The 17,540-nt window shown below is 64.9% G+C and carries 21 protein-coding genes; 11 read left to right on the forward strand and 10 right to left on the reverse strand.

The window, feature by feature from the left end:
• Positions 1-63: 63 nt before the first annotated feature.
• Entirely contained in the window at positions 64-609 is a 546-nt protein-coding gene (locus tag AC1ZV1_RS06225) for a fimbrial protein (protein WP_484295963.1), read from the reverse strand.
• 267 nt (positions 610-876) lie between these two features.
• On the opposite strand from AC1ZV1_RS06225, the gene AC1ZV1_RS06230 reads away from it, so the two are divergent.
• The 5 genes from AC1ZV1_RS06230 to AC1ZV1_RS06250 are packed head-to-tail and all read left to right on the forward strand — an operon-like array spanning position 877 to position 3,235.
• On the forward strand, positions 877-1,245 hold the full coding sequence (locus tag AC1ZV1_RS06230) for a YciI family protein (RefSeq protein WP_484295964.1): 369 nt from the start codon (positions 877-879) through the stop codon (positions 1,243-1,245).
• A 34-nt stretch (positions 1,246-1,279) separates the two neighbouring features.
• Positions 1,280-1,810, forward strand: coding sequence for an SRPBCC family protein (locus AC1ZV1_RS06235; RefSeq protein ID WP_484295965.1), 531 nt, complete (start codon positions 1,280-1,282; stop codon positions 1,808-1,810).
• A gap of 29 nt (positions 1,811-1,839) precedes the next feature.
• Positions 1,840-1,992 (forward strand): hypothetical protein, encoded by a 153-nt coding sequence (locus AC1ZV1_RS06240; protein WP_484295966.1) that lies wholly within the window; start codon positions 1,840-1,842, stop codon positions 1,990-1,992.
• Positions 1,989-2,771 (forward strand): DUF899 domain-containing protein, encoded by a 783-nt coding sequence (locus tag AC1ZV1_RS06245; RefSeq protein ID WP_484295967.1) that lies wholly within the window; start codon positions 1,989-1,991, stop codon positions 2,769-2,771. The genes AC1ZV1_RS06240 and AC1ZV1_RS06245 overlap by 4 nt, the downstream gene beginning before the upstream one ends.
• Positions 2,772-2,794: 23 nt before the next feature.
• Positions 2,795-3,235, forward strand: a complete 441-nt coding sequence (locus AC1ZV1_RS06250) for a YybH family protein (RefSeq protein WP_484295968.1) — start codon at positions 2,795-2,797, stop codon at positions 3,233-3,235.
• A 73-nt stretch (positions 3,236-3,308) separates the two neighbouring features.
• On the opposite strand, the gene AC1ZV1_RS06255 is transcribed toward AC1ZV1_RS06250, so the two are convergent.
• The 4 genes from AC1ZV1_RS06255 to AC1ZV1_RS06270 are packed head-to-tail and all read right to left on the reverse strand — an operon-like array spanning position 3,309 to position 5,403.
• Complete coding sequence (locus tag AC1ZV1_RS06255) at positions 3,309-3,845, reverse strand: protoglobin domain-containing protein (RefSeq protein ID WP_484295969.1); 537 nt, start codon at positions 3,843-3,845, stop codon at positions 3,309-3,311.
• Between the two features lie 13 nt (positions 3,846-3,858).
• Entirely contained in the window at positions 3,859-4,227 is a 369-nt protein-coding gene (locus AC1ZV1_RS06260; protein WP_484295970.1) for a roadblock/LC7 domain-containing protein, read from the reverse strand.
• Positions 4,228-4,264: 37 nt separating this feature from the next.
• The gene (locus tag AC1ZV1_RS06265) at positions 4,265-4,765 is read right to left on the reverse strand and encodes a GTP-binding protein (RefSeq protein ID WP_484295971.1); all 501 of its coding nucleotides are present in this window, start codon (positions 4,763-4,765) and stop codon (positions 4,265-4,267) included.
• A gap of 8 nt (positions 4,766-4,773) precedes the next feature.
• The gene (locus AC1ZV1_RS06270) at positions 4,774-5,403 is read right to left on the reverse strand and encodes a DUF4388 domain-containing protein (protein WP_484295972.1); all 630 of its coding nucleotides are present in this window, start codon (positions 5,401-5,403) and stop codon (positions 4,774-4,776) included.
• A gap of 272 nt (positions 5,404-5,675) precedes the next feature.
• Between AC1ZV1_RS06270 and AC1ZV1_RS06275 the strand changes: the two genes are divergently transcribed.
• Entirely contained in the window at positions 5,676-6,929 is a 1,254-nt protein-coding gene (locus AC1ZV1_RS06275; RefSeq protein WP_484295973.1) for an RNA polymerase sigma factor, read from the forward strand.
• A gap of 201 nt (positions 6,930-7,130) precedes the next feature.
• Here AC1ZV1_RS06275 and AC1ZV1_RS06280 read toward each other — a convergent pair whose 3' ends face one another.
• From AC1ZV1_RS06280 to AC1ZV1_RS06300, 5 genes are all read right to left on the reverse strand, one after another.
• The gene (locus tag AC1ZV1_RS06280; RefSeq protein WP_484295974.1) at positions 7,131-7,904 is read right to left on the reverse strand and encodes an SDR family NAD(P)-dependent oxidoreductase; all 774 of its coding nucleotides are present in this window, start codon (positions 7,902-7,904) and stop codon (positions 7,131-7,133) included.
• A 199-nt stretch (positions 7,905-8,103) separates the two neighbouring features.
• Positions 8,104-8,907, reverse strand: coding sequence for a gamma-glutamyl-gamma-aminobutyrate hydrolase family protein (locus AC1ZV1_RS06285; protein WP_484295975.1), 804 nt, complete (start codon positions 8,905-8,907; stop codon positions 8,104-8,106).
• Between the two features lie 384 nt (positions 8,908-9,291).
• Positions 9,292-10,962, reverse strand: coding sequence for a sensor domain-containing diguanylate cyclase (locus tag AC1ZV1_RS06290; RefSeq protein ID WP_484295976.1), 1,671 nt, complete (start codon positions 10,960-10,962; stop codon positions 9,292-9,294).
• 186 nt (positions 10,963-11,148) lie between these two features.
• Positions 11,149-11,493, reverse strand: coding sequence for a hypothetical protein (locus AC1ZV1_RS06295; protein WP_484295977.1), 345 nt, complete (start codon positions 11,491-11,493; stop codon positions 11,149-11,151).
• Positions 11,494-11,876: 383 nt separating this feature from the next.
• Positions 11,877-13,208: an OprD family porin gene (locus tag AC1ZV1_RS06300; protein ID WP_484295978.1), complete on the reverse strand. Its 1,332-nt coding sequence runs from the start codon at positions 13,206-13,208 to the stop codon at positions 11,877-11,879.
• 449 nt (positions 13,209-13,657) lie between these two features.
• Between AC1ZV1_RS06300 and AC1ZV1_RS06305 the strand changes: the two genes are divergently transcribed.
• From AC1ZV1_RS06305 to AC1ZV1_RS06325, 5 genes are all read left to right on the forward strand, one after another.
• Positions 13,658-14,035: a RidA family protein gene (locus AC1ZV1_RS06305; protein ID WP_484295979.1), complete on the forward strand. Its 378-nt coding sequence runs from the start codon at positions 13,658-13,660 to the stop codon at positions 14,033-14,035.
• Between the two features lie 351 nt (positions 14,036-14,386).
• Positions 14,387-14,926: an HvfA family oxazolone/thioamide-modified RiPP metallophore gene (locus AC1ZV1_RS06310; RefSeq protein WP_484295980.1), complete on the forward strand. Its 540-nt coding sequence runs from the start codon at positions 14,387-14,389 to the stop codon at positions 14,924-14,926.
• Positions 14,927-14,987: 61 nt separating this feature from the next.
• The gene (locus tag AC1ZV1_RS06315; protein WP_484295981.1) at positions 14,988-15,833 is read left to right on the forward strand and encodes an HvfB family MNIO-type RiPP peptide maturase; all 846 of its coding nucleotides are present in this window, start codon (positions 14,988-14,990) and stop codon (positions 15,831-15,833) included.
• Positions 15,826-16,599: an HvfC family RiPP maturation protein gene (locus AC1ZV1_RS06320; RefSeq protein ID WP_484295982.1), complete on the forward strand. Its 774-nt coding sequence runs from the start codon at positions 15,826-15,828 to the stop codon at positions 16,597-16,599. The genes AC1ZV1_RS06315 and AC1ZV1_RS06320 overlap by 8 nt, the downstream gene beginning before the upstream one ends.
• A gap of 13 nt (positions 16,600-16,612) precedes the next feature.
• On the forward strand, positions 16,613-17,035 hold the full coding sequence (locus AC1ZV1_RS06325) for an organic hydroperoxide resistance protein (RefSeq protein WP_484295983.1): 423 nt from the start codon (positions 16,613-16,615) through the stop codon (positions 17,033-17,035).
• Positions 17,036-17,540 lie beyond the last annotated feature (505 nt).

Here is a 17,540-nt window from a genome sequence, read left to right on the forward strand (position 1 = left end):
CTCGGGGCCCGAACCCCGAGCGGCGTACTGCGGGAAGGCGGCACCCGAAGGCGCCGCCGGGTGTCACTCGTAACGCAGGGTGTAGGTCACCGAGCCGAGGACCGGACCCGGGGTCACGGTGGCGGCTTCGGAGATGTACTGCACGGCGTAGTCGTAGCTGGCGCTGGTTTCACCGTCGGCGAGGACGATGTCACCGGCGGCCACGGCAGCGCCGCCTGCCAGGTTCACCGGGTTGCCGGCCGGAGCGTCGAGCAGCTGCAGGGCTACGCCGGTGGCACCGCTGGTGGCGGTGTTGGTCAGGTTGCCCGACGCGGTGGCGTTGGTGGCCTGGAACAGGGTGGTGAAATGCTCGTCGGCACCGCTGGGCGCGGCGCAACCGGTCAGTTGCAGGGTGAAGCTGGTCTCGCCGGTGGTCTGGCCGACAGAACCGTTCAGGGCGCTGACCGGGACGCTGTCGAGGATCACGGTCGGGTCGGTGTTGCCGTCGACCACGGCCGAGCAGGTCTGGTCGGTCACTTCACCGCTGAAGTTGATGGTGTTGGCGGCGAAAGCAAAGCCCGGCACAGCGAACGCGGCTGCGACAGCGAGGGCGGTTGCGTGAAGTTTCATTCTCTTGAGCTCCATGGTCAGGGGGATTTTTCCCAAGCCAATAATCTCCACATGGGTCTCAAAACGCTCTGAGACGAATCTGAAAGCGCCGGCACGCCAGGGTCTCGGAGCCTGACGAGCGGTGGTCAAGCCGTGACGAAGCTCTGCGCCGGGATTCGCCGGAGTACGGTCATGCGGTGCGTAAAAAAACGCCGTGCGGTTGTCGATTCCCTTCTGCGTGCTTCGACTATGAGGTAACTGCAAGCACAGCGCGCGCCGGAGACGACCATGAAGTACCTCTGCCTGATCTATGTGGATGACCAGCGGCTCTCCAGCCTCTCGGATGCGGAGTGCCGCCGGCTGATGGACGAGTGCTTCGCCAACGACGAGTACCAGCGGAGGGCCGGGCGGGTGCTGGCGTCCGAGGCGCTGGAGACGGTGGAGACGGCGACGACGCTGCGACATGGCGCGACGGGGCTGTCGATCACCGACGGCCCCTTCGCCGAGACCCGCGAGTACCTGGGCGGCTTCGTGCTGATCGACGCCCGCGACCTCAACGAGGCGTTGCAGATCGCCGAGCGCATTCCCAGCGGCCGCCTGGGCGCCGTGGAAGTCCGCCCGGTGCGCGACTGGGACCGATACTTCGCCGGGCGCTGAGGCCCGGTTTCAACTGCGACATCAGGAGGATGTGATGCTCAAGTGGCTTGCGTTGGTGGTGGTAGTGGCTGTGGTGGTGGTCGTGGTGCTGGCGGCGAATCGCCCGGGCACCTTCCGCGTGGAGCGCACCATGCGCATCCAGGCGCCACCGGAGAGGATCCAGGGCTATATCGATGACTTCCACCAGTGGGGGCAATGGTCGCCCTACGAGAAGCTCGATCCGCAGATGCAGCGCAGCTTCTCCGGCGCCGAGCGGGGCCGGGGCGCGGTGTATGCCTGGGAAGGCAACGGCAAGGCCGGGGCAGGGCGGATGGAGATCCTCGAGAGCGACCCCGGCAGCCGCGTGAGCATCGCGCTGGACTTCCTCAAGCCGTTCAAGGCCAGCAACACCGCCGAGTTCACCCTGGTGCCGCGCGACGGCGGCACCGAGGTGACCTGGGCGATGTTCGGCCCGGTGCCCTTCGTGGCGAAGATCATGCACCTGTTCATCGACGTGGACAGCATGGTCGGCAAGGACTTCGAGGCGGGCCTGGCCAACCTCAAGGCGCTGGCCGAAAAGGGCTGAGGCAACCCGCAACCCGAAGGAGGTGAGCCATGTGCCCTCTGTGCGTATCGACCCTGACGCTGGCCGTGACCAGCGTTCTTTCCGCCGGCGGCGTCAGCGCATTCGCCGTCACCCGCCTGCGTGGCAAGCGCCGCGCCCGGCCCAACGAGCATCGGGAGCTTTCCCAGGAGCGTGCGACATGAAACTGGCCAATCAGGCGTTTCCAAGAGTGGTTTCGCAGGCCGCCTGGCGCCAGGCGCGTATCCGCCTGCTGGAGCAGGAAAAGGCTGCCACCAAAGCCCGCGACGCGCTCAACGCCCAGCGCCGCGAGTTGCCGGTGGTGCGCATCGACAAGGACTACCGCTTCGAGGGCCCGCACGGCCCGCTGCGCCTGCTCGACCTGTTCGAAGGGCGACCGCAGTTGATCGTCTACCACTTCATGTTCCACCGCGACACAGGGCTGGGCTGCGAGGGCTGCTCCTACCTGATCGACAACCTCGGTCGGCTGGAGCACCTGCACGCCCGCGGCACCACGTTTGCCATGGTGTCCCGCGCGCCGCTGGAGGAGCTCGCGCCGTTCCGCTCGCGCATGGGCTGGCAGTTCCCCTGGTATTCGTCGTTCGGCAGCGACTTCAACTACGACTTCCACGTCAGCGTCGATGAGTCCATTGCCCCGGTGGAATACAACTACCGGGACAAGGCAGAGCTGGAGCGGCTTGGCCAGGACTACCACGTGCGCGGCGAGCAGCCGGGCATGAGCGTGTTCCTGCGCGACGGCGACCAGGTATTCCATAGCTACTCGACCTACGGCCGCGGACTGGAGGCGCCGCTGCTCACCTACCACCTGCTCGACCTCACCCCGCTGGGGCGCGGCGAAGGCTGGGGCGGAATGCCCGATTACCAGGGCAAGGGCATGAACTGGACGCGCTTCCACGATGAATACGACGACGTCGCAGCGGCGCACAGCTGCTGTGGCTTCTGACCCGTGACGCGGAGGAAAATCTCATGACGGCCGCTGAAAAGAACGCCACCCACCGTGAACTGCATGCGCTGCTGGAGAGCTGGCTGAAGTGCGTGCGCGCCTCTGACGTGGACGGCATCACCCGCCATTACACCCGCGACATCCTTGCCTTCGATGCGGTGAAGCAGCTGCAATTCAAAGGCGTCGAGGCCTACGCCAGCCATTGGCGCGACTGCACGCAGATATGCAGGGAACCCACTTTCGAGATACATGAACTGAGCTTCGAACGCGGCGGCGAGATGGCCTTCGGGCACTACCTAGCCTACTGCGGTGGCACCGACGACAAGGGCCAGCACAACGCCTCCTGGGCGCGGGTCACCGTCGGCCTGCGGCGGGAAGCGGGGCAGTGGAAGATTGCCCACGAGCACTTCTCGATTCCCTTCGATCCGGCGACGGGGCAGTTGCTGTTCGATGCCAGGCCCTGACGGCCTTAGAGCGGGGCCTTTGCGGCCCCGCCTGGGTGAGCATGGCCGGCGCCTGCGAGCGCCGGCCCGGGGATCACATGCCGGCGAGCAGGCGGCGGGCCAGGCGCTCGCTGCCGGTCAGCTCCGCCAGGTGGCTGAGCTGGTTGCTTTCGTAGGACTGGTTGAAGGTCGCCACGTCCAGCGCGAGGATCTTGCGGAAGGCCGCGACCGCTTCAGGGCCCTTGGCGGCTGCGACCTTCTCGCCGTGCTGCGCGATCACGTCGAGCATCGCCAGCGGGTAGCGCACCGGCAGGCCGATTCGCACGTGCACCATGCCGATGCTCAGGCGCTTGAGGGCGTAGGCGTCGTCATAGACACCGCCGAACAGTTCGCTGAACCAGGCGGCCAGGGTGTTGCCCAGGCGCTTGCTGTCGGTGATGAACTCGCGGGTCGCTTCGTGCTTGAGCAGGCGGTCGTAGAAGTCCACGACCAGTTGCTCGGCGGCTGCCGTGGCCTGGGGCTGCAGGCTGGCGAGCAGGGCGCATTCCTGCTCGGAGAGATCGATCAGCTGCAGCAGCTCCCGGACGATGGCTTCGTTCTTGGTTTCCCAGCTTTTGCGGTCTTCGCTCATGGTCTGCTCTTACTCAAAGAATGGCGTTCAGCTGTTCGATGGTGTCGGCCACCTCGAGCTGGATCAGGCCGGTGTTGCTGTCGGGCAGCGTGACCAGCGACAGGCAGGCCTTGCTGCCCACCAGGTAGATGAACACGCGGCCCTCGCTGGCCTGCAGGCTGATTTCGCGGGACTGGCCGACCTTCAGCGTCTCGCTGATGCGCTTGCCCACGCCAATGGCCGTTGCGGACATGGCGGCAACGCGTGCGGGGTCGACCGATGTGTCATTGATGACGTGGACGATGGAGATGCCGTCCAGGGTGCTCAGCAGGCTGCCCTTGATCGACGGGATCGCCTTGTTCAGGCGATCCAGCGCCGCCAGTAACTGGTTCTGTTTGCTCATGGTGAAACCTCCGCTCCCGAGAAGCGTTGTCTGTCGATTAGATGCACAGCTGGCGGACCAGCTGGATGAGGGCAAGCTCTGCACTGTCCCGAACCTCGGGATTGATCGAGACGACCTGCTCGGTGGGGATGCCGAAGTAGGCGGCGACGTCTTCGGGCTGCCAGGCTGCGCCGCCGACGTCGCCATGGGTCAGGGCGATCAGGAAGGGAATGGGATGGCGGCTGGTGACGAACTCGAGGATCCGCCGGGCCTTGGGGAAATCTTCGGGGCGGTGGCAGGCCACCAGCAGCAGCATGCCGAAGGCGCCTTCGCCGAGGACTTCCCACATGAAGTCGAAGCGGCTCTGCCCGGGAGTGCCGAACAGGTGCAGGCTGAATTCGCCGAGGTCCATCTGGCCGAAATCCAGGGCGACGGTGGTCTGCTCCTTGCCGATCTCCTCGCTGCTGAGCTCGTCGGTATTCACCACCGGGATCATCGACAGCGTTCGGATCAGTGTGGTTTTCCCTGCGCCAACAGGGCCGGAGACCAGTATTTTCACGATCGATTTCATTTCAGGAAGAGTCCCAGCAGGCGTTTGGCGAGGGAATTGTTGGTGTGAGTGCGCGAGGCATTCGAGGGCTCGGTATAGGCGCGCACTGGCCAGATCTTCTTTACCTCGCGCAATTGCCGGAGCTGCAGTTGCACGGTTTCCAGGGGGATGCCGAGCTTTTTGCTCAACTGCTCGGCGCTGGTGCCGCCCTCCAGGAAGTGGCTGCTGCGCAGCAGGAAATCGTTCAGCGGCGGGGGCAACTGCACGTTGCGGCCTTTGATGAGCATGAAGCGCGTTTGCGGGTGGGGCAGGGCGTCTGCCAGGGCGTCGCCCTGCGCGTCGTTGTCGCTGGCGAGCAGCAGCTCTTCCCAATTCAGCGCGAGCGAGCCCGTCGAAGATGGGGCGTCGACGTCATTGTCGAAGTGAAAAGAGCCTTGTCCGTCGCCCAGACGCTTGAGCAACAGCGAAATTTCCTGGGAAGAGTCCAGTGCGCGTTCGAAGCTGACATGGGTGATGCGGCCACCGGACAGGTGTACGCGCAGGCGGTGGCCTCCATCGTTTTCGATCAGAAGATTGCCGGAGCGCCCACCGATGACGGAGAGGATTTCCTTGACGGAGAAGTCTGCAAGTTTTCCGAAGATGGCCACGGCAAGGGTTCTCGCTGGATCTGAAACAGCTCTCAAGGTGGAGCCTTTGCGCTATTAGAGCTGCGATCCACCTCCGGGCACCCTAAGACGATTCTGAAATAAGGGAGGCGCGCAGGCGTGGCGCGCGCTGGCTCTCGAGCAAGGTCTACGAGCGGAGCGAGGGCGCGCCTGGCGACATGCCATGCAACGATCTGCCTGTCCGAACCTTGAGTCGACTGGTGAAAAACCGTGCAGGATAAGCAGACCTTTCCCACGCCAAGGACTTTCGGCCCATGCACGACTACGCCCCCCAGCCGCTGCGCGATGTGGTGGACGAGGTCTACCGCCGTGAATCACGCCGGGTGCTGGCCACGCTGATCCGCCTGCTGGGCGATTTCGACCTCGCCGAGGAGGCGCTCCATGAAGCCTTCGTCGCCGCGGTGGACCAGTGGCGGCGCGATGGTGTGCCGGCCAATCCCCGCGCCTGGCTGGTCTCTGCCGGGCGCTTCAAGGCCATTGACGGCCTGCGCCGGCGTTCGCGCTTCGACGCCTCGCTGGTGCAGATCGCCGAGCAGTTGGAAATCGACGCGCAATCGGTGGAGGAACTGGCCGACGAAAGCGTCGTGGATGATCGCCTGCGGCTGATCTTCACCTGCTGCCACCCGGCGCTGCCGGCGGACGCGCAGGTACCGCTGACCCTGCGCGAAGTCTGCGACCTGAAGACCGAGGAAATCGCGCGCGCCTACCTCGTCACGCCGTCGACCATCGCCCAGCGCATCGTCCGCGCCAAGGCGAAGATTCGCGATGCGCAGATTCCCTACCAGGTGCCCGAAGCCGCGGAGCTGCCCGAGCGCCTGGCCAGTGTGCTGCGGGTCATCTACCTGGTGTTCAACGAGGGGTATTCCGCGTCGGCTGGCGACTCGCTGACCCGCACGGACCTCTCCGCCGAAGCCATTCGCCTCGGCCGGCAATTGCTGGAACTGTTGCCGGAATCCGAAGTGATGGGCCTGCTGGCGCTGATGTTGCTGCACGAGTCACGGCGCGAGGCGCGCACCGCCGAGGATGGCGAGTTGGTGCTGCTGGAAAACCAGGACCGCTTGCGCTGGAACCGCGCGCTGATCGACGAGGGGCAGCAACTGATCACCGCTGCACTGGGGACCCGCCGCGTCGGGCCGTACACGCTGCAGGCGGCTATCTCCGCCGTGCATGCCGCCGCACCCGACATGGCCAGCACGGACTGGGGGGAGATCGTCGGCCTCTATGACCTGCTGCTGGCGATGCAGCCGTCGCCGGTGATCGAGCTCAATCGCGCGGTGGCCCTGTCCATGCGAGACGGTCCCGCCGCAGGGCTGGCTCAGGTGGACGCCATTCTTGCGCGTGGCGATTTGCAGGACTACCACCTGGCCCACGCCGCCCGTGCCGATTTCTGCCGGCGTCTGGAGCGCCGCGAGCTCGCCCGCGAAGCCTACGAGCGCGCCCTGGCGCTGGCGAAGCTGGAGCCGGAGCGGCGCTTTCTGGAGCAGCGGATTCGCGAGCTGGATCGCTGAGATGCGCTGTCATCTCCAGCTGCCAGACTGTATGGCCGACGCCAGCCGACCCACCCCACGACCGCACCGACGCCGCGCGATTCCCTCGGGACCGTTTCCTGATCCTCCTGCGACTGGGGCTGACCTCCTTCGGTGGGCAACTGTTCTCCTTCGCGGCCTTCCGGATGCTGCGCAGTGGCCGGGTACCGCCCTGGGTGCGCTCTAGAGGCTGCTCACCAGGTGCCCGCCGTCGACGGCGAGCACTGAGCCCGTCATGAAGGCACCGGCATCGCTGGCCAGGAGCAGGAAGGGGCCCTCCAGCTCCTGCAACTGGCCCAGTCGGCGCATCGGCACCGTGTCGCGGATGTAGGCCTGGCCCTTGTCGCTGTCGAAGTAGGCGTCGTTCATCTCGGTCTTGAAGTAGCCCGGCGCGATGGCGTTGACCCGTACATTGAAGCGCGCCAGTTCCAGCGCCAGGGATTTGCTCAGTTGCACCACGCCGGCCTTCGCTGCGCAGTAGTGGCTGTAGCCGCCGCCCACGCGCAGGCCGAGGATCGAGGCGATGTTGACGATGCTGCCACCGCGCCCGGCCTTGGCCAGGCGCTGCGCCGCGCACTGGGCGACGCGCCAGACACCGTCGAGGTTGGTGGACAGCATGCTGCGCCAGTCTTCTTCGCTGACCTCCAGTGCGCGCTGGCCGTTGCCGATGCCGGCGTTATTGAGCACGACCTCGACCACGCCGAACTGCGCCTCGGCGCTGTCGAAGGCGGCTTCGACACTGGCGCGGTCGGTCACGTCCAGGGCCACGGCATGCGCCTGGCCACCCTCTCCGCGGATGGCCTCGGCCAGTTGCGCCAGCCGCTCGGTGCGGCGTGCCGCGAGCACTACGCGGGCGCCGGCACGGGCGGCTACGCGCGCCAGGTGCGCGCCGATGCCGCTGGAGGCGCCGGTGACCAGCACGGTCTTGCCAGCGAGGGAGAAGAGGTCGTTGCTCATGGCTGCACCTGTGTCGTCGAAGCGAAATCGCTGACCGCCAAGGTTAGCCCGAGGCGCTCTCAAGGGCGCGCACGGTGCACCATTCGCACGACTGATGACGAAGCGCTCTTCGTAGGCGCGAGCACGCTCGCGCCTGCTGGCAGAGGAGCAAAAAAAGCCCGGCGCACAGGCCGGGCTTTTTCATGACGCGGGAAGTGAATCAGGCAGCGAGTGCGCGGGCCTGCTTCTTCTTCACCTGCGCGCGGCATGCATCGCCGAACGCCTTGAAGATCTTCACCGAGTCGGGGTTCTTCGCGGCTTGCCATTCCGGGTGCCATTGCACTGCGAAGAGGAAGGGCGAAAGCGTCGGGGCGTGGATGGCCTCGACCAGGCCGTCCTCGGCGTGGGCGATGGCTTCGATGCCCTTGCCGAGGTTCTTCAGGCCCTGGCCATGCAGCGAGTTGACGCGGATCTCGTCACCCAGCAGCTGCTGCAGCCAGCTGCCCGCAACCGGGCGAACGCCGTGGACCTGGCTGTACTGCACGTCGACCGGGTCTTCGGGATTCTCGCGATGGTCGTTGAAGCCGGGCTCGGCGTAGACCTTCTGGTAGATATCGCCGCCCAGGGCCACGTTGATTTCCTGCATGCCGCGGCACACGCCGAAGATCGGCAGGCCACGCGCGATGGCGGCCTTGATCAGCGGGATGTCGAAGTTGTCACGGTCCTTGTCCTGGCCCTTGCCGGGAGTCTCGTTCTCCTGGCCGTACAGGGTCGGGTCGATGTTGCTGCCGGCGCCGGTCAGGTACACGCCGTCGGCCATGTCCAGATATTGCTCGAGGTCTTCGATGCCACAGCAGGTCGGTACCAGTACCGGCACGCAATCGGACTGTTCGACCAGGGGCACGATGTATTTGTGGGTCATTACCTGATAGTCGTGGCCTTTGCGCTCTTGGCTGCCCATGGACATCAGTACGACGGGTTTACGGAGGGGCTGTTTCTTGTTGCCAATGTTGCTGTTGGACATATGTCACCTTTGGACGGGCTGCAGCCCATCGTTTTTGTGCAGGCGCGCAGCGGGAAGGCGCGCTACCTGAGGCCTCGAGCACTGCCGGGAGCGCACAGAAGGCGAAGTTTCCCGGTCGAAACCTGCCTACCAGCCTGCCAGAGCCGTTAAATATGTCAAACGAATTCGACGGAGGGCGTCAAAAATAATGGCCGAAATCCTGTCGAGCAATTCTGTTATCTATTTGTTTTTAAAGGAATTATTGAAATATCCAGACGTGCTGAAAAGTCCATTATTTAAAACGCTAGTTCATAATGGTGAAAAATTCTGCACATTTTTTCACGGTAGCCGTTCAGGATCGGCAACGCCCGCACGGGCAGCACGCTCTGCCGTGCGGGTTTGCCTTCAATGGCACTCGATGCGGTTGCGACCGTTCTGCTTGGCCCGGTAGAGCGCGCTGTCGCTGCGTGAAAGTGCGGCTTCTGCGGAGGCGTCGGAGGCCTCCAGCGCGGCGATGCCGATGCTGATGCTCAGCGGGATGCGCTGCCCGCCCTGCATCAGCGGCTGCTCCAGCAGTTGCTGCTGCAGGCGCTGGGCGAAGACCTGAGCGGCGGCGACGTCGGCGTCTCCCAGCACCACGGCGAACTCCTCACCACCCATGCGCCCGGCGAAGTCGACGCGGCGGATGTCGCGGCCCAGGATGCTGGCGAAGTGTCGCAGGGCCTCGTCGCCGACGGCGTGGCCCCAGCGGTCGTTGATCGCCTTGAAGTGGTCGATGTCGCACATCAGGATCGCCGCGTGGTGCGTCGTCGAGCGCTGTACGCGGCCCAGTTCCGCTTCGATCAGGCGCATGAAGTGGCCACGGTTGGGCAACTGCGTGAGGAAGTCGGTGGTGGCTAATACCTGCAGTTCGGCTTCGATGCGCTTGCGCTCGGTGATGTCGGTGATGAAGCCATGCCAGATGAGGCTGCCGTCGGCCAGGCGCTTGGGGTGCGCATTACCCTGACGCCAGAGTGTGCCTCGCCCGGCGATCTGTACGCGGTATTCGTGCCGCCAGGGTTGCAGCAGGTTGGCGGAGGTTTCCAGCGAGGCGAGGCAGGCCCGCAGGTCCTCGGGGTGGATCAGGTCGCGCAGGAACACCGAGTCGTGGCGCATCTGCTCGGGCGACACGCCGTAGATGTCCATCACCCCTGCGCTGACATAGGGGAAGGTGCCACTGCCGTCGGGCAGGCGACGGAACTGGAAGACCATGCCGGGGATTTCATTGGTCAGGTCGGTGAGCAGCTCCACGCTCTCGCGCAGCTGTTCGGCCATGCTGCGCAGGGTGGTGATGTCGGTGGTGGTGCCGAGCATGCGCAAGGCGTTGCCGGCGGCATCGCGCTCGACGACCCTGCCGCGGCTGCAGACCCAGATGTAATGGCCGTCCTTGTGTTTCAGGCGATGCTCCACCTCGTAGGCGTCGGTTCGGCCTTCGAAGTGCTCGCGCATGGTGTTCTGCACGTACTCCAGGTCTTCGGGGTGCACCCGGCTGTAGGCGTCCTCGATGCGGCTGCCGATCTCGTCCTCGGTGTAGCCCAGCAGGGATTTCCAGGCGCTGGAGTAGTGAATCTCCCCACTGGGCACATGGCGATCCCAGATGCCGGTGCCGCTGCCGTCCACCGCCAGGGCCATGCGTCGCTCGCTTTCCTTCTGCGGCGCCCGGGCGCGGTCCAGCAGGGCTTCGCCGAGTTCCAGCACATCCGCCAGCAGGATTTGCTGTTCCTGGCTGAGCATGCCGGCGTCGCCGCCGAGCAGCAGCAGGTGCGCCTGGGGAAACCCTTCCTGATCGCGCAGCGTCCTGCTGGCCAGCAGGTTCAGGCGTTGTCCCTGATGACTGATCGGGCTGCTGGCGGCATCGAGGGAAAGCAGGGTGGCAAGGGAAAAAGCGGCCGGACCATCGATGCCCAGTTGGCCGAGCACCTGGCCGCGCAGGTCGATGAGCAGCACGGCGCAATCGCCACCCGCGTGGCGGGCGAGACGCAGCAGGCCGTCGTATTGCCCGCACTCCTTTACCCCAGGATTACTGGAAGTTCGCATCCGATAGCAGCTTCTTCAACGGAGGATGGGCGTGATTCTGCAATGTGCACCGCGCCGGACATGCGGCAGGCGGCCACGGGTGGCTTTATGAAATCACGGGCAGGTGAGCGGCCACAATCTCCGCCTGCGACAAGAGCGACGAACGCACGGCTGCCCGCCGTTTCTGGCGGGCAGGCATAACGTGCTTCAACTGATCAGCTGGTCGATCAGCACGGCGTTGGTGTAGATGAGGCTGCCGTCGCGGGCGGAATGACCGACCAGGTGGAACTGCCCACGGTGCTCGGGCCCGCCCAGGTACACGCGGAACATGCAGTCGGCCAGTGGCCCGACGCCGTCGGGCATGCGTACGTCGAGGGTATTGAGGTCAGCGTCGACCATCATTTCCTTCTGGTCGTTTTCCTGCAGGTAGACCTCGGCCTGTTCCAGGTGCAGGCGATCGTCGTCGGTGATGTTGAAGCGGATGTCTTCCAGTGGTGTGGGCTTCTGTTCGGCAGTGGTCTTGCACCAGCCTTCGAGGGTCATTGCGCTCATGGTGACGTGCCTCCTGGGTTCGCGTGGGAATTACCGCGTTGTTGGAGGGTTGGACCGCTCGGTCAAACCATTCGCTCATTTTTTGTTCAGTGGCGAATTCAGGGCATAAAAAAAGCCGCTCCAATGGAGCGGCTCGAAAGGACGTCGAAGGAGCAATCACATATCAACGTCAGGAGTTGTCTTCCGCAGGGAAAGTGCGGAAGCGGGAAGATGGGGGTAATTCTAGAAAGTTGCTCTGAAGGGATAAACGGCTATTCCGGGAAGAGACTTTCTGCACGAGCGTAATAATCTCGCTCGAGCGCGGGGCAAACATTCAGACGAATCCGAAAGTTGCCCCGCGTGATCATTCAGGCGGAACTATCCAGGTGGATAGCAGCGCTGAATTACAGGATCGACAGCGGGTATTCGACGATCAGGCGCATCTCGTTGTTGTCGTCTTCAGCCTGGTCACCGTTGGAGCGGTGGAACGCCTGGCGAAGGCGGAAGGACAGGTCCTTGGCAGGGCCTTCCTGGATGACATACTTGGCTTCCAGGTCGGTCTCGTGGTGGCTGCCATCGTCGCCGTAGCCGTAGTCCAGGTAGTGGCTGCCGGCTTCCATGTGGCCGCCGTCGATGCCTGTACCGTTGATGTAGCGGGCCATGAAGCTCAGGCCCGGTACGCCGTAGGTGTCCATCGCCAGGTCGTAGCGGACCTGCCAGGAACGCTCGCCCGGGCCGTTGAAGTCGGAGTACTGCACGGAGTTGGCGAGGAAGATCGAGTCGCCGCCAGCGCCAGCGCCGTTGTCGCCGAAGCCGACGTAGTCGAACGGGGTATCGCCGTGCACCTTCTGGTAGGCCAGGGTGACGGTGTGCGCCTGCAGGAAGGAGTAGGCGGCAGCCAGCGACCAGGTGGTGTTGCTGATCTGGCCGGCCTTGGCCTGGCCATAGTCGTTGGTGCGGTAGATGTTGAAGTCGAAGCCCAGCGACTGGTCATCGGCCACCGGCAGCAGCCAGTTCACGTTGCCGTAGTACTGGCGCCAGATGTCTTCGAGTTCCGAGCCGTACAGAGACACGCTCAGGTTGTCGTTGATCGCGTACTTGCCGCCGACGAAGTCAGCGCTGTTGGCCTCGACATTCGCGTAAGTGGCATAGATGCCGCCATCGCGAGCGGTGGTGATCGGGCTGGTGCCGGAGGTGAAGTGGCCGGCTTCCAGGTCCAGGCCCTCGATCTCGCTGCTCAGCAGGTTGAAGCCCGAGGCGGTCTGCGGGATCAGGCGGGTGCCGCCGGCGGCGAATACCGGGGCGGTCGGCTGCATGTCACCGAATTTCAGCTCGGTCTTGGAGATACGCACCTTCAGCGCGCCACCGGCCTTGCCGTAGTCGTCATCCGGCTTGCCGTCGTTGCCTACCGGCAGGTTGCCGGTGCCCGCGCGGCCGCGGCCGGCGTCGAGCTTGATGCCCAGGTAGCCGAAGGCGTCCACGCCGAAGCCGACGGTGCCCTGGGTGTAGCCGGAGGAGAAGTTCGCCAGGAAGCCCTGGGTCCAGTCGCGGTTGTCGGCTCCGCCGTTCTTGCCGTCGTGATCGTAGTACTGGTTGCGCAGCAGGACGTCGAGCTTGGCGTCTTCGACAAAGCCCTTGGCATCGGCCTGGGCGGTGACGAAGGGTTCGGCGCTGGCGAACTGGCTGGCGGCGGCGGAAACAGCGAGCACGATGGCGCTGCGTTTGAGGTGCTTCATGGATATTGCCCCTAGAGTCTTGGAGGACCGGCTCGATCAATAGCGTGAGAACCGGACGTTTTTATAGGCAGGCACAATGAATCCGAACATGGATTAACCACGGCGGAAAATCGCAGGAAGTTGCGTTGGCATTGTTGCGATGATCTTGGTATAGCACTCTCCGCGAATTGCTCCAGACGCGGAAAGCCGACGTCATAATGCCGAAAGAGTTCGCTGATTAAATATCGGATTATGAAAAGGTCTATATCCCAAACTGTAATAATCAGGACTTTTGTCCAGTTGACATGAGTGCTCGGTAAGTTTCCCGGATAGAAATAATGTCAGTGTTTCCGGGGGCTGCGGGCACGGTGACATGGCGTTCGCCGGGGCGATACGGCTAAGCTGCGCGACCCGGCCGCTGCACCCTGTGCGGCGACGTGCCCCATTCACCGACAGCAGAGATTTGTCCCATGACGCCTACCTTCATCCCCGACGCGGACCCCGAATCCATCTCCTCCGACGTCGCCGGTTTCGGCGGCCTGCTGGTTTCCACGCAGATCCCCACCCGCGAGGATGGCAGCCTGGAACTGGGCGACATCAAGGCCCAGAGCGAAGCCACCCTGCGCAGCCTGCAACTGGCCCTGGAAAAGGCCGGCAGCGGTCTGGACCACGTACTGCACCTGACCATCTACCTCACCAGCATGGCCGACCGCGCCGCGTTCAACGAGGTGTACTGCCGCTTCTTCGCCAAGCCTTACCCGGTGCGCGCTGCCGTCGGTATCTCCGAGCTGGCCGTTGACGGCATGAAGGTCGAAGTCACGGCCATCGCCGCCAAGCGCGCGAGCTAAATCCTTGCAGGAGCGGGCCATGCCCGCGATGGGGCCGCTTTGCGGCCCTTTCCTTTTCCTCGTCCTGCTTTATTGCATCGCTTGATACCGCTTCGCGGGCGTGGCCCGCTCCTACAGGTCTGATGCAGGCCTGCTCCCGACTGTATTCCTTTGTATCTGCCGCTCCCTGAGCGGACACACGCATACAAAAGCCTCCCGCCGCCGATACGCCCGCGATACATCGCTGCGGCGAAATAGCCCTACCCGAACGACACAGCGCTTCGGCAGGGAAACCTCCAGCGCTGCGTTCCAGGGATTCGCCATTGCGGCATGACCCGGCGCACCCCGCGCCACAGTATCTGGAGAAATAACATGACCCGCCTCTTGAAAAAAGACCTGCGCTCGAAATCCCAACTCGGTCTGCTCGCCGTTGCCCTGGTGGGCGGCCTGAACATGGCCTCTTCCGCCTTTGCCGTCGAAGCCCTGCCGCAGGGCTACCAGTTGGCGTCCGCCGCCAAGGCCGGCGAGGGCAAGTGTGGCGAGGGCAAGTGCGGCGCCGCCAAAGAAGCCAGGGCCAAGGCGACGCAGGGCGAAGGCAAGTGCGGTGAAGGCAAATGCGGTGCCGATGGCGCCCAGGCCAAGGCGACCGGCGCCGAGGGCAAGTGCGGTGAGGGCAAGTGCGGCGATGCCTCCTTCGCCCGTACCGATACCGACCACGACGGCCGCGTTTCCCGCGCCGAACTGCTGGCCGTGGCACCCAAGGCGGGCGCCGAGTTCGACGCCATCGACGCCAACCACGACGGCTACCTCTCCGAGGCCGAGGTCTACCAGTTCCGCAAGAACCAGTTCGACGCCAACGGCAAGCCGTTCCCGTCCGACCTGTACAGCAAGCTGAGCCAGGCCAGGAACTGAGCCGCGCCGATCCCTCCCCGTGCCATGGGCCGGGGAGGGCAACTCGTCCAAGGAGACCGCCATGACCTCTTCCCTATCCCTGCAAGGAGCCGGCCTCGGCTTGCGCCGCGCGATGTTGCCTGAACTGCTGACCATGGATGACCGCGCCGTGGACTTCCTCGAAGTCGCGCCGGACAACTGGATCGGCGTTGGCGGCACCTACGGCGAAGGGTTGGCCCGTCTGGCCGAGCGCTTCCCGCTGTCCTGCCACGGCCTGTCGCTGTCGCTGGGCGGCCCGGAGCCGCTGGACCACGTGTTCCTCGGTCGCGTCCGCGCGTTCCTCGACCAGCACAGGGTCCCGCTGTTCAGCGAGCACCTGAGCTACTGCTCCGACGAGGGCCACCTCTACGACCTGATTCCCATGCCCTTCACCGACGAGGCCGTGCGCCACATCGCCAGCCGCATCCGTGAAGTGCAGGACGTCCTAGGCCGCCGCATCGCCGTGGAAAACATTTCCTACTACGCCGCGCCCTACCAGGCGCTGAGCGAGATCGACTTCCTGCGCGCCGTGCTCGGCGAGGCCGACTGCGACCTGCTGCTGGACGTCAACAACCTCTACGTCAACGCGCACAACCACGGCTACGATGCCGCCGGCTTCCTGGCCCGCGTGCCGGCCGAGCGCGTCGTCTGCCTGCACGTCGCCGGCCATTACGACGAGGCGCCGGACCTGAAGATCGACACCCACGGCGCCGCCGTGAAGGACGATGTCTGGAGCCTGCTGGCCAGCGCCTACCAGCACCTGGGCACGGTTCCGACCCTGCTGGAGCGCGACTTCAACCTGCCGCCGCTGGCCGAGCTGCTTGGCGAGGTGGATTTCATCCGCGGGCTGCAAACGGCGGCGCGTCAGCCGGAGGTGCGTCATGGCTGAGTCCCTGCGCGAACAGCAGCTGCGCATGACCCGTTACATCCGCGACCCGCAGGCCAACGAGCCACCGCCCGGCATCGAGACGCGACGCCTGGCGGTGTACCGGCAACTGTTCTTCGGCAACCTGCAATCGCTGCTGGCCGGCAATTTCCCGGTGCTCCACGCCAGCCTGCCGGGCGAACAGTGGCAGGGACTGACCGAGGGCTTCTATGCCGGCTTTCGCTGCCAGACGCCGTTGTTCACCGAGGTCGCCGGCGAGTTCGTCGAGTACCTGGAGGGGCGCACCGAGCAGCCCGGCTGGGTGGCCGAACTGGCGCACTACGAGTTCATCGAGACCGCACTGCTGCTCAGCGACAGCGCCGAGCCGGCCCATGATCCGCAGGGTGATCTGCTCGAAGGAGTACCGCTGCTGTCCGTTCTCGCCGCGCCGCTGGCCTATGCCTGGCCGGTCAGCCACATCGGTCCGGAGCACATTCCGCTGGAAACGCCGGCCGAGCCGACCCTGCTGCTGGCCCGTCGGGGCAGTGACCTGAAGGTGCACTTCTCGCGCCTGGCACCGCTGGCCCATGCTCTGCTGGTGTCGCTGCAACAGTGGCAGCTCACCGGTCGCCAACACCTCAAGGCGCTGGCGGAGATCGCCGGCGTCGAACTGGCTGCCATCGAAGGGCAGGGCATTGCCCTGCTGCGCAGCCTGAAGGAACAGGGCGTGGTGCTCGGCACTCGCCTCAACTGCACCACTCCACGTCGTCCCCCTCTGAATCGCCCCTGAAAGGAGAAGCGTCATGACCGACACCCTGGCAACCGTGATCTACACCGCCCACACCCACACCACCGGAGGCCGCGACGGCCGCGGCCGGACCGCCGACGGTGAGCTGGACCTGCCCCTGAGCCCGCCGGGCTCCGGCCGCCCCGGCACCAACCCCGAACAATTGTTCGCCATCGGCTGGTCCGCCTGCTTCATCGGCGCCTTGCGCCGTGCCGGGCAGAAACTGAACGTGCGGCTGCCGGCCGACGTGGCGGTGGACGCCGAAGTCTCCCTGGGCAACACCGCCGACGGTGGTTTCGCCCTGGCGGCCCAACTTACCGTGCACCTGCCGGGGCTGGAGGCCGAGGACAAGGCGAAGCTGGTCGACGAGGCGCATCAGATCTGCCCGTACTCCAAGGCGTCGCGCGGCAACATCGAGGTGGGGTTCGTCATTCCCTGATCGATCCCTTGTCCACAGCGCAGCCCGCGAACCGTCATCGGTGCGCGGGCTTTTTTGTGTCTCATCGGCGTGCGAGGTGCTTTCCTATAGGAGCGGGCCATGCCCGCGATCGCGCCCATGGGGCGCTCCTGCAGGCTGACTCCCGTATTCCCGGCTACGCAGGAGCGGACTTTGTTCGCGATGCTCCTGCTTCTGGGCAGGAGTTACTGCGTCGCATCGGCGCGCGCGGGCTTCCTGTTTCGCCCCCTCGGGCGACCCACTTTGGCAAACGACGGATGGCCGCCCCACCCAAAGTGGGCAAAGGTCTCGCCCCGGACATCCGGTTTTTCGCCTAGGCGAAAAATTCCCTCGTTGAAGCGAAGTTTCAGGGGCACGCTGCGAAGGGCCGTCCCTGGCCCATCGCAGCTCTCGCGACGTCCATGTCGCTCAACCCCTGAAACTCTGCTTCAACGCGGCCTCCTGAACGGGGCATTCGGAGTGCGCGGATATTTCTCTGGAAGTCTTC

The sequence above is a fragment of the Pseudomonas sp. BB438 genome (assembly GCF_057180225.1).

Excerpts from the sequence above, each read along its gene's own strand:
- AC1ZV1_RS06225 (WP_484295963.1), bottom strand. The coding sequence starts at position 609 with ATGAAACTTCACGCAACCGCCCTCGCTGTCGCAGCCGCGTTCGCTGTG.
- AC1ZV1_RS06230 (WP_484295964.1), top strand. The coding sequence starts at position 877 with ATGAAGTACCTCTGCCTGATCTATGTGGATGACCAGCGGCTCTCCAGC.
- AC1ZV1_RS06235 (WP_484295965.1), top strand. The coding sequence starts at position 1,280 with ATGCTCAAGTGGCTTGCGTTGGTGGTGGTAGTGGCTGTGGTGGTGGTC.
- AC1ZV1_RS06240 (WP_484295966.1), top strand. The coding sequence starts at position 1,840 with ATGTGCCCTCTGTGCGTATCGACCCTGACGCTGGCCGTGACCAGCGTT.
- AC1ZV1_RS06245 (WP_484295967.1), top strand. The coding sequence starts at position 1,989 with ATGAAACTGGCCAATCAGGCGTTTCCAAGAGTGGTTTCGCAGGCCGCC.
- AC1ZV1_RS06250 (WP_484295968.1), top strand. The coding sequence starts at position 2,795 with ATGACGGCCGCTGAAAAGAACGCCACCCACCGTGAACTGCATGCGCTG.
- AC1ZV1_RS06255 (WP_484295969.1), bottom strand. The coding sequence starts at position 3,845 with ATGAGCGAAGACCGCAAAAGCTGGGAAACCAAGAACGAAGCCATCGTC.
- AC1ZV1_RS06260 (WP_484295970.1), bottom strand. The coding sequence starts at position 4,227 with ATGAGCAAACAGAACCAGTTACTGGCGGCGCTGGATCGCCTGAACAAG.
- AC1ZV1_RS06275 (WP_484295973.1), top strand. The coding sequence starts at position 5,676 with ATGCACGACTACGCCCCCCAGCCGCTGCGCGATGTGGTGGACGAGGTC.
- AC1ZV1_RS06280 (WP_484295974.1), bottom strand. The coding sequence starts at position 7,904 with ATGAGCAACGACCTCTTCTCCCTCGCTGGCAAGACCGTGCTGGTCACC.
- AC1ZV1_RS06285 (WP_484295975.1), bottom strand. The coding sequence starts at position 8,907 with ATGTCCAACAGCAACATTGGCAACAAGAAACAGCCCCTCCGTAAACCC.
- AC1ZV1_RS06290 (WP_484295976.1), bottom strand. The coding sequence starts at position 10,962 with ATGCGAACTTCCAGTAATCCTGGGGTAAAGGAGTGCGGGCAATACGAC.
- AC1ZV1_RS06295 (WP_484295977.1), bottom strand. The coding sequence starts at position 11,493 with ATGAGCGCAATGACCCTCGAAGGCTGGTGCAAGACCACTGCCGAACAG.
- AC1ZV1_RS06300 (WP_484295978.1), bottom strand. The coding sequence starts at position 13,208 with ATGAAGCACCTCAAACGCAGCGCCATCGTGCTCGCTGTTTCCGCCGCC.
- AC1ZV1_RS06305 (WP_484295979.1), top strand. The coding sequence starts at position 13,658 with ATGACGCCTACCTTCATCCCCGACGCGGACCCCGAATCCATCTCCTCC.
- AC1ZV1_RS06310 (WP_484295980.1), top strand. The coding sequence starts at position 14,387 with ATGACCCGCCTCTTGAAAAAAGACCTGCGCTCGAAATCCCAACTCGGT.
- AC1ZV1_RS06315 (WP_484295981.1), top strand. The coding sequence starts at position 14,988 with ATGACCTCTTCCCTATCCCTGCAAGGAGCCGGCCTCGGCTTGCGCCGC.
- AC1ZV1_RS06320 (WP_484295982.1), top strand. The coding sequence starts at position 15,826 with ATGGCTGAGTCCCTGCGCGAACAGCAGCTGCGCATGACCCGTTACATC.
- AC1ZV1_RS06325 (WP_484295983.1), top strand. The coding sequence starts at position 16,613 with ATGACCGACACCCTGGCAACCGTGATCTACACCGCCCACACCCACACC.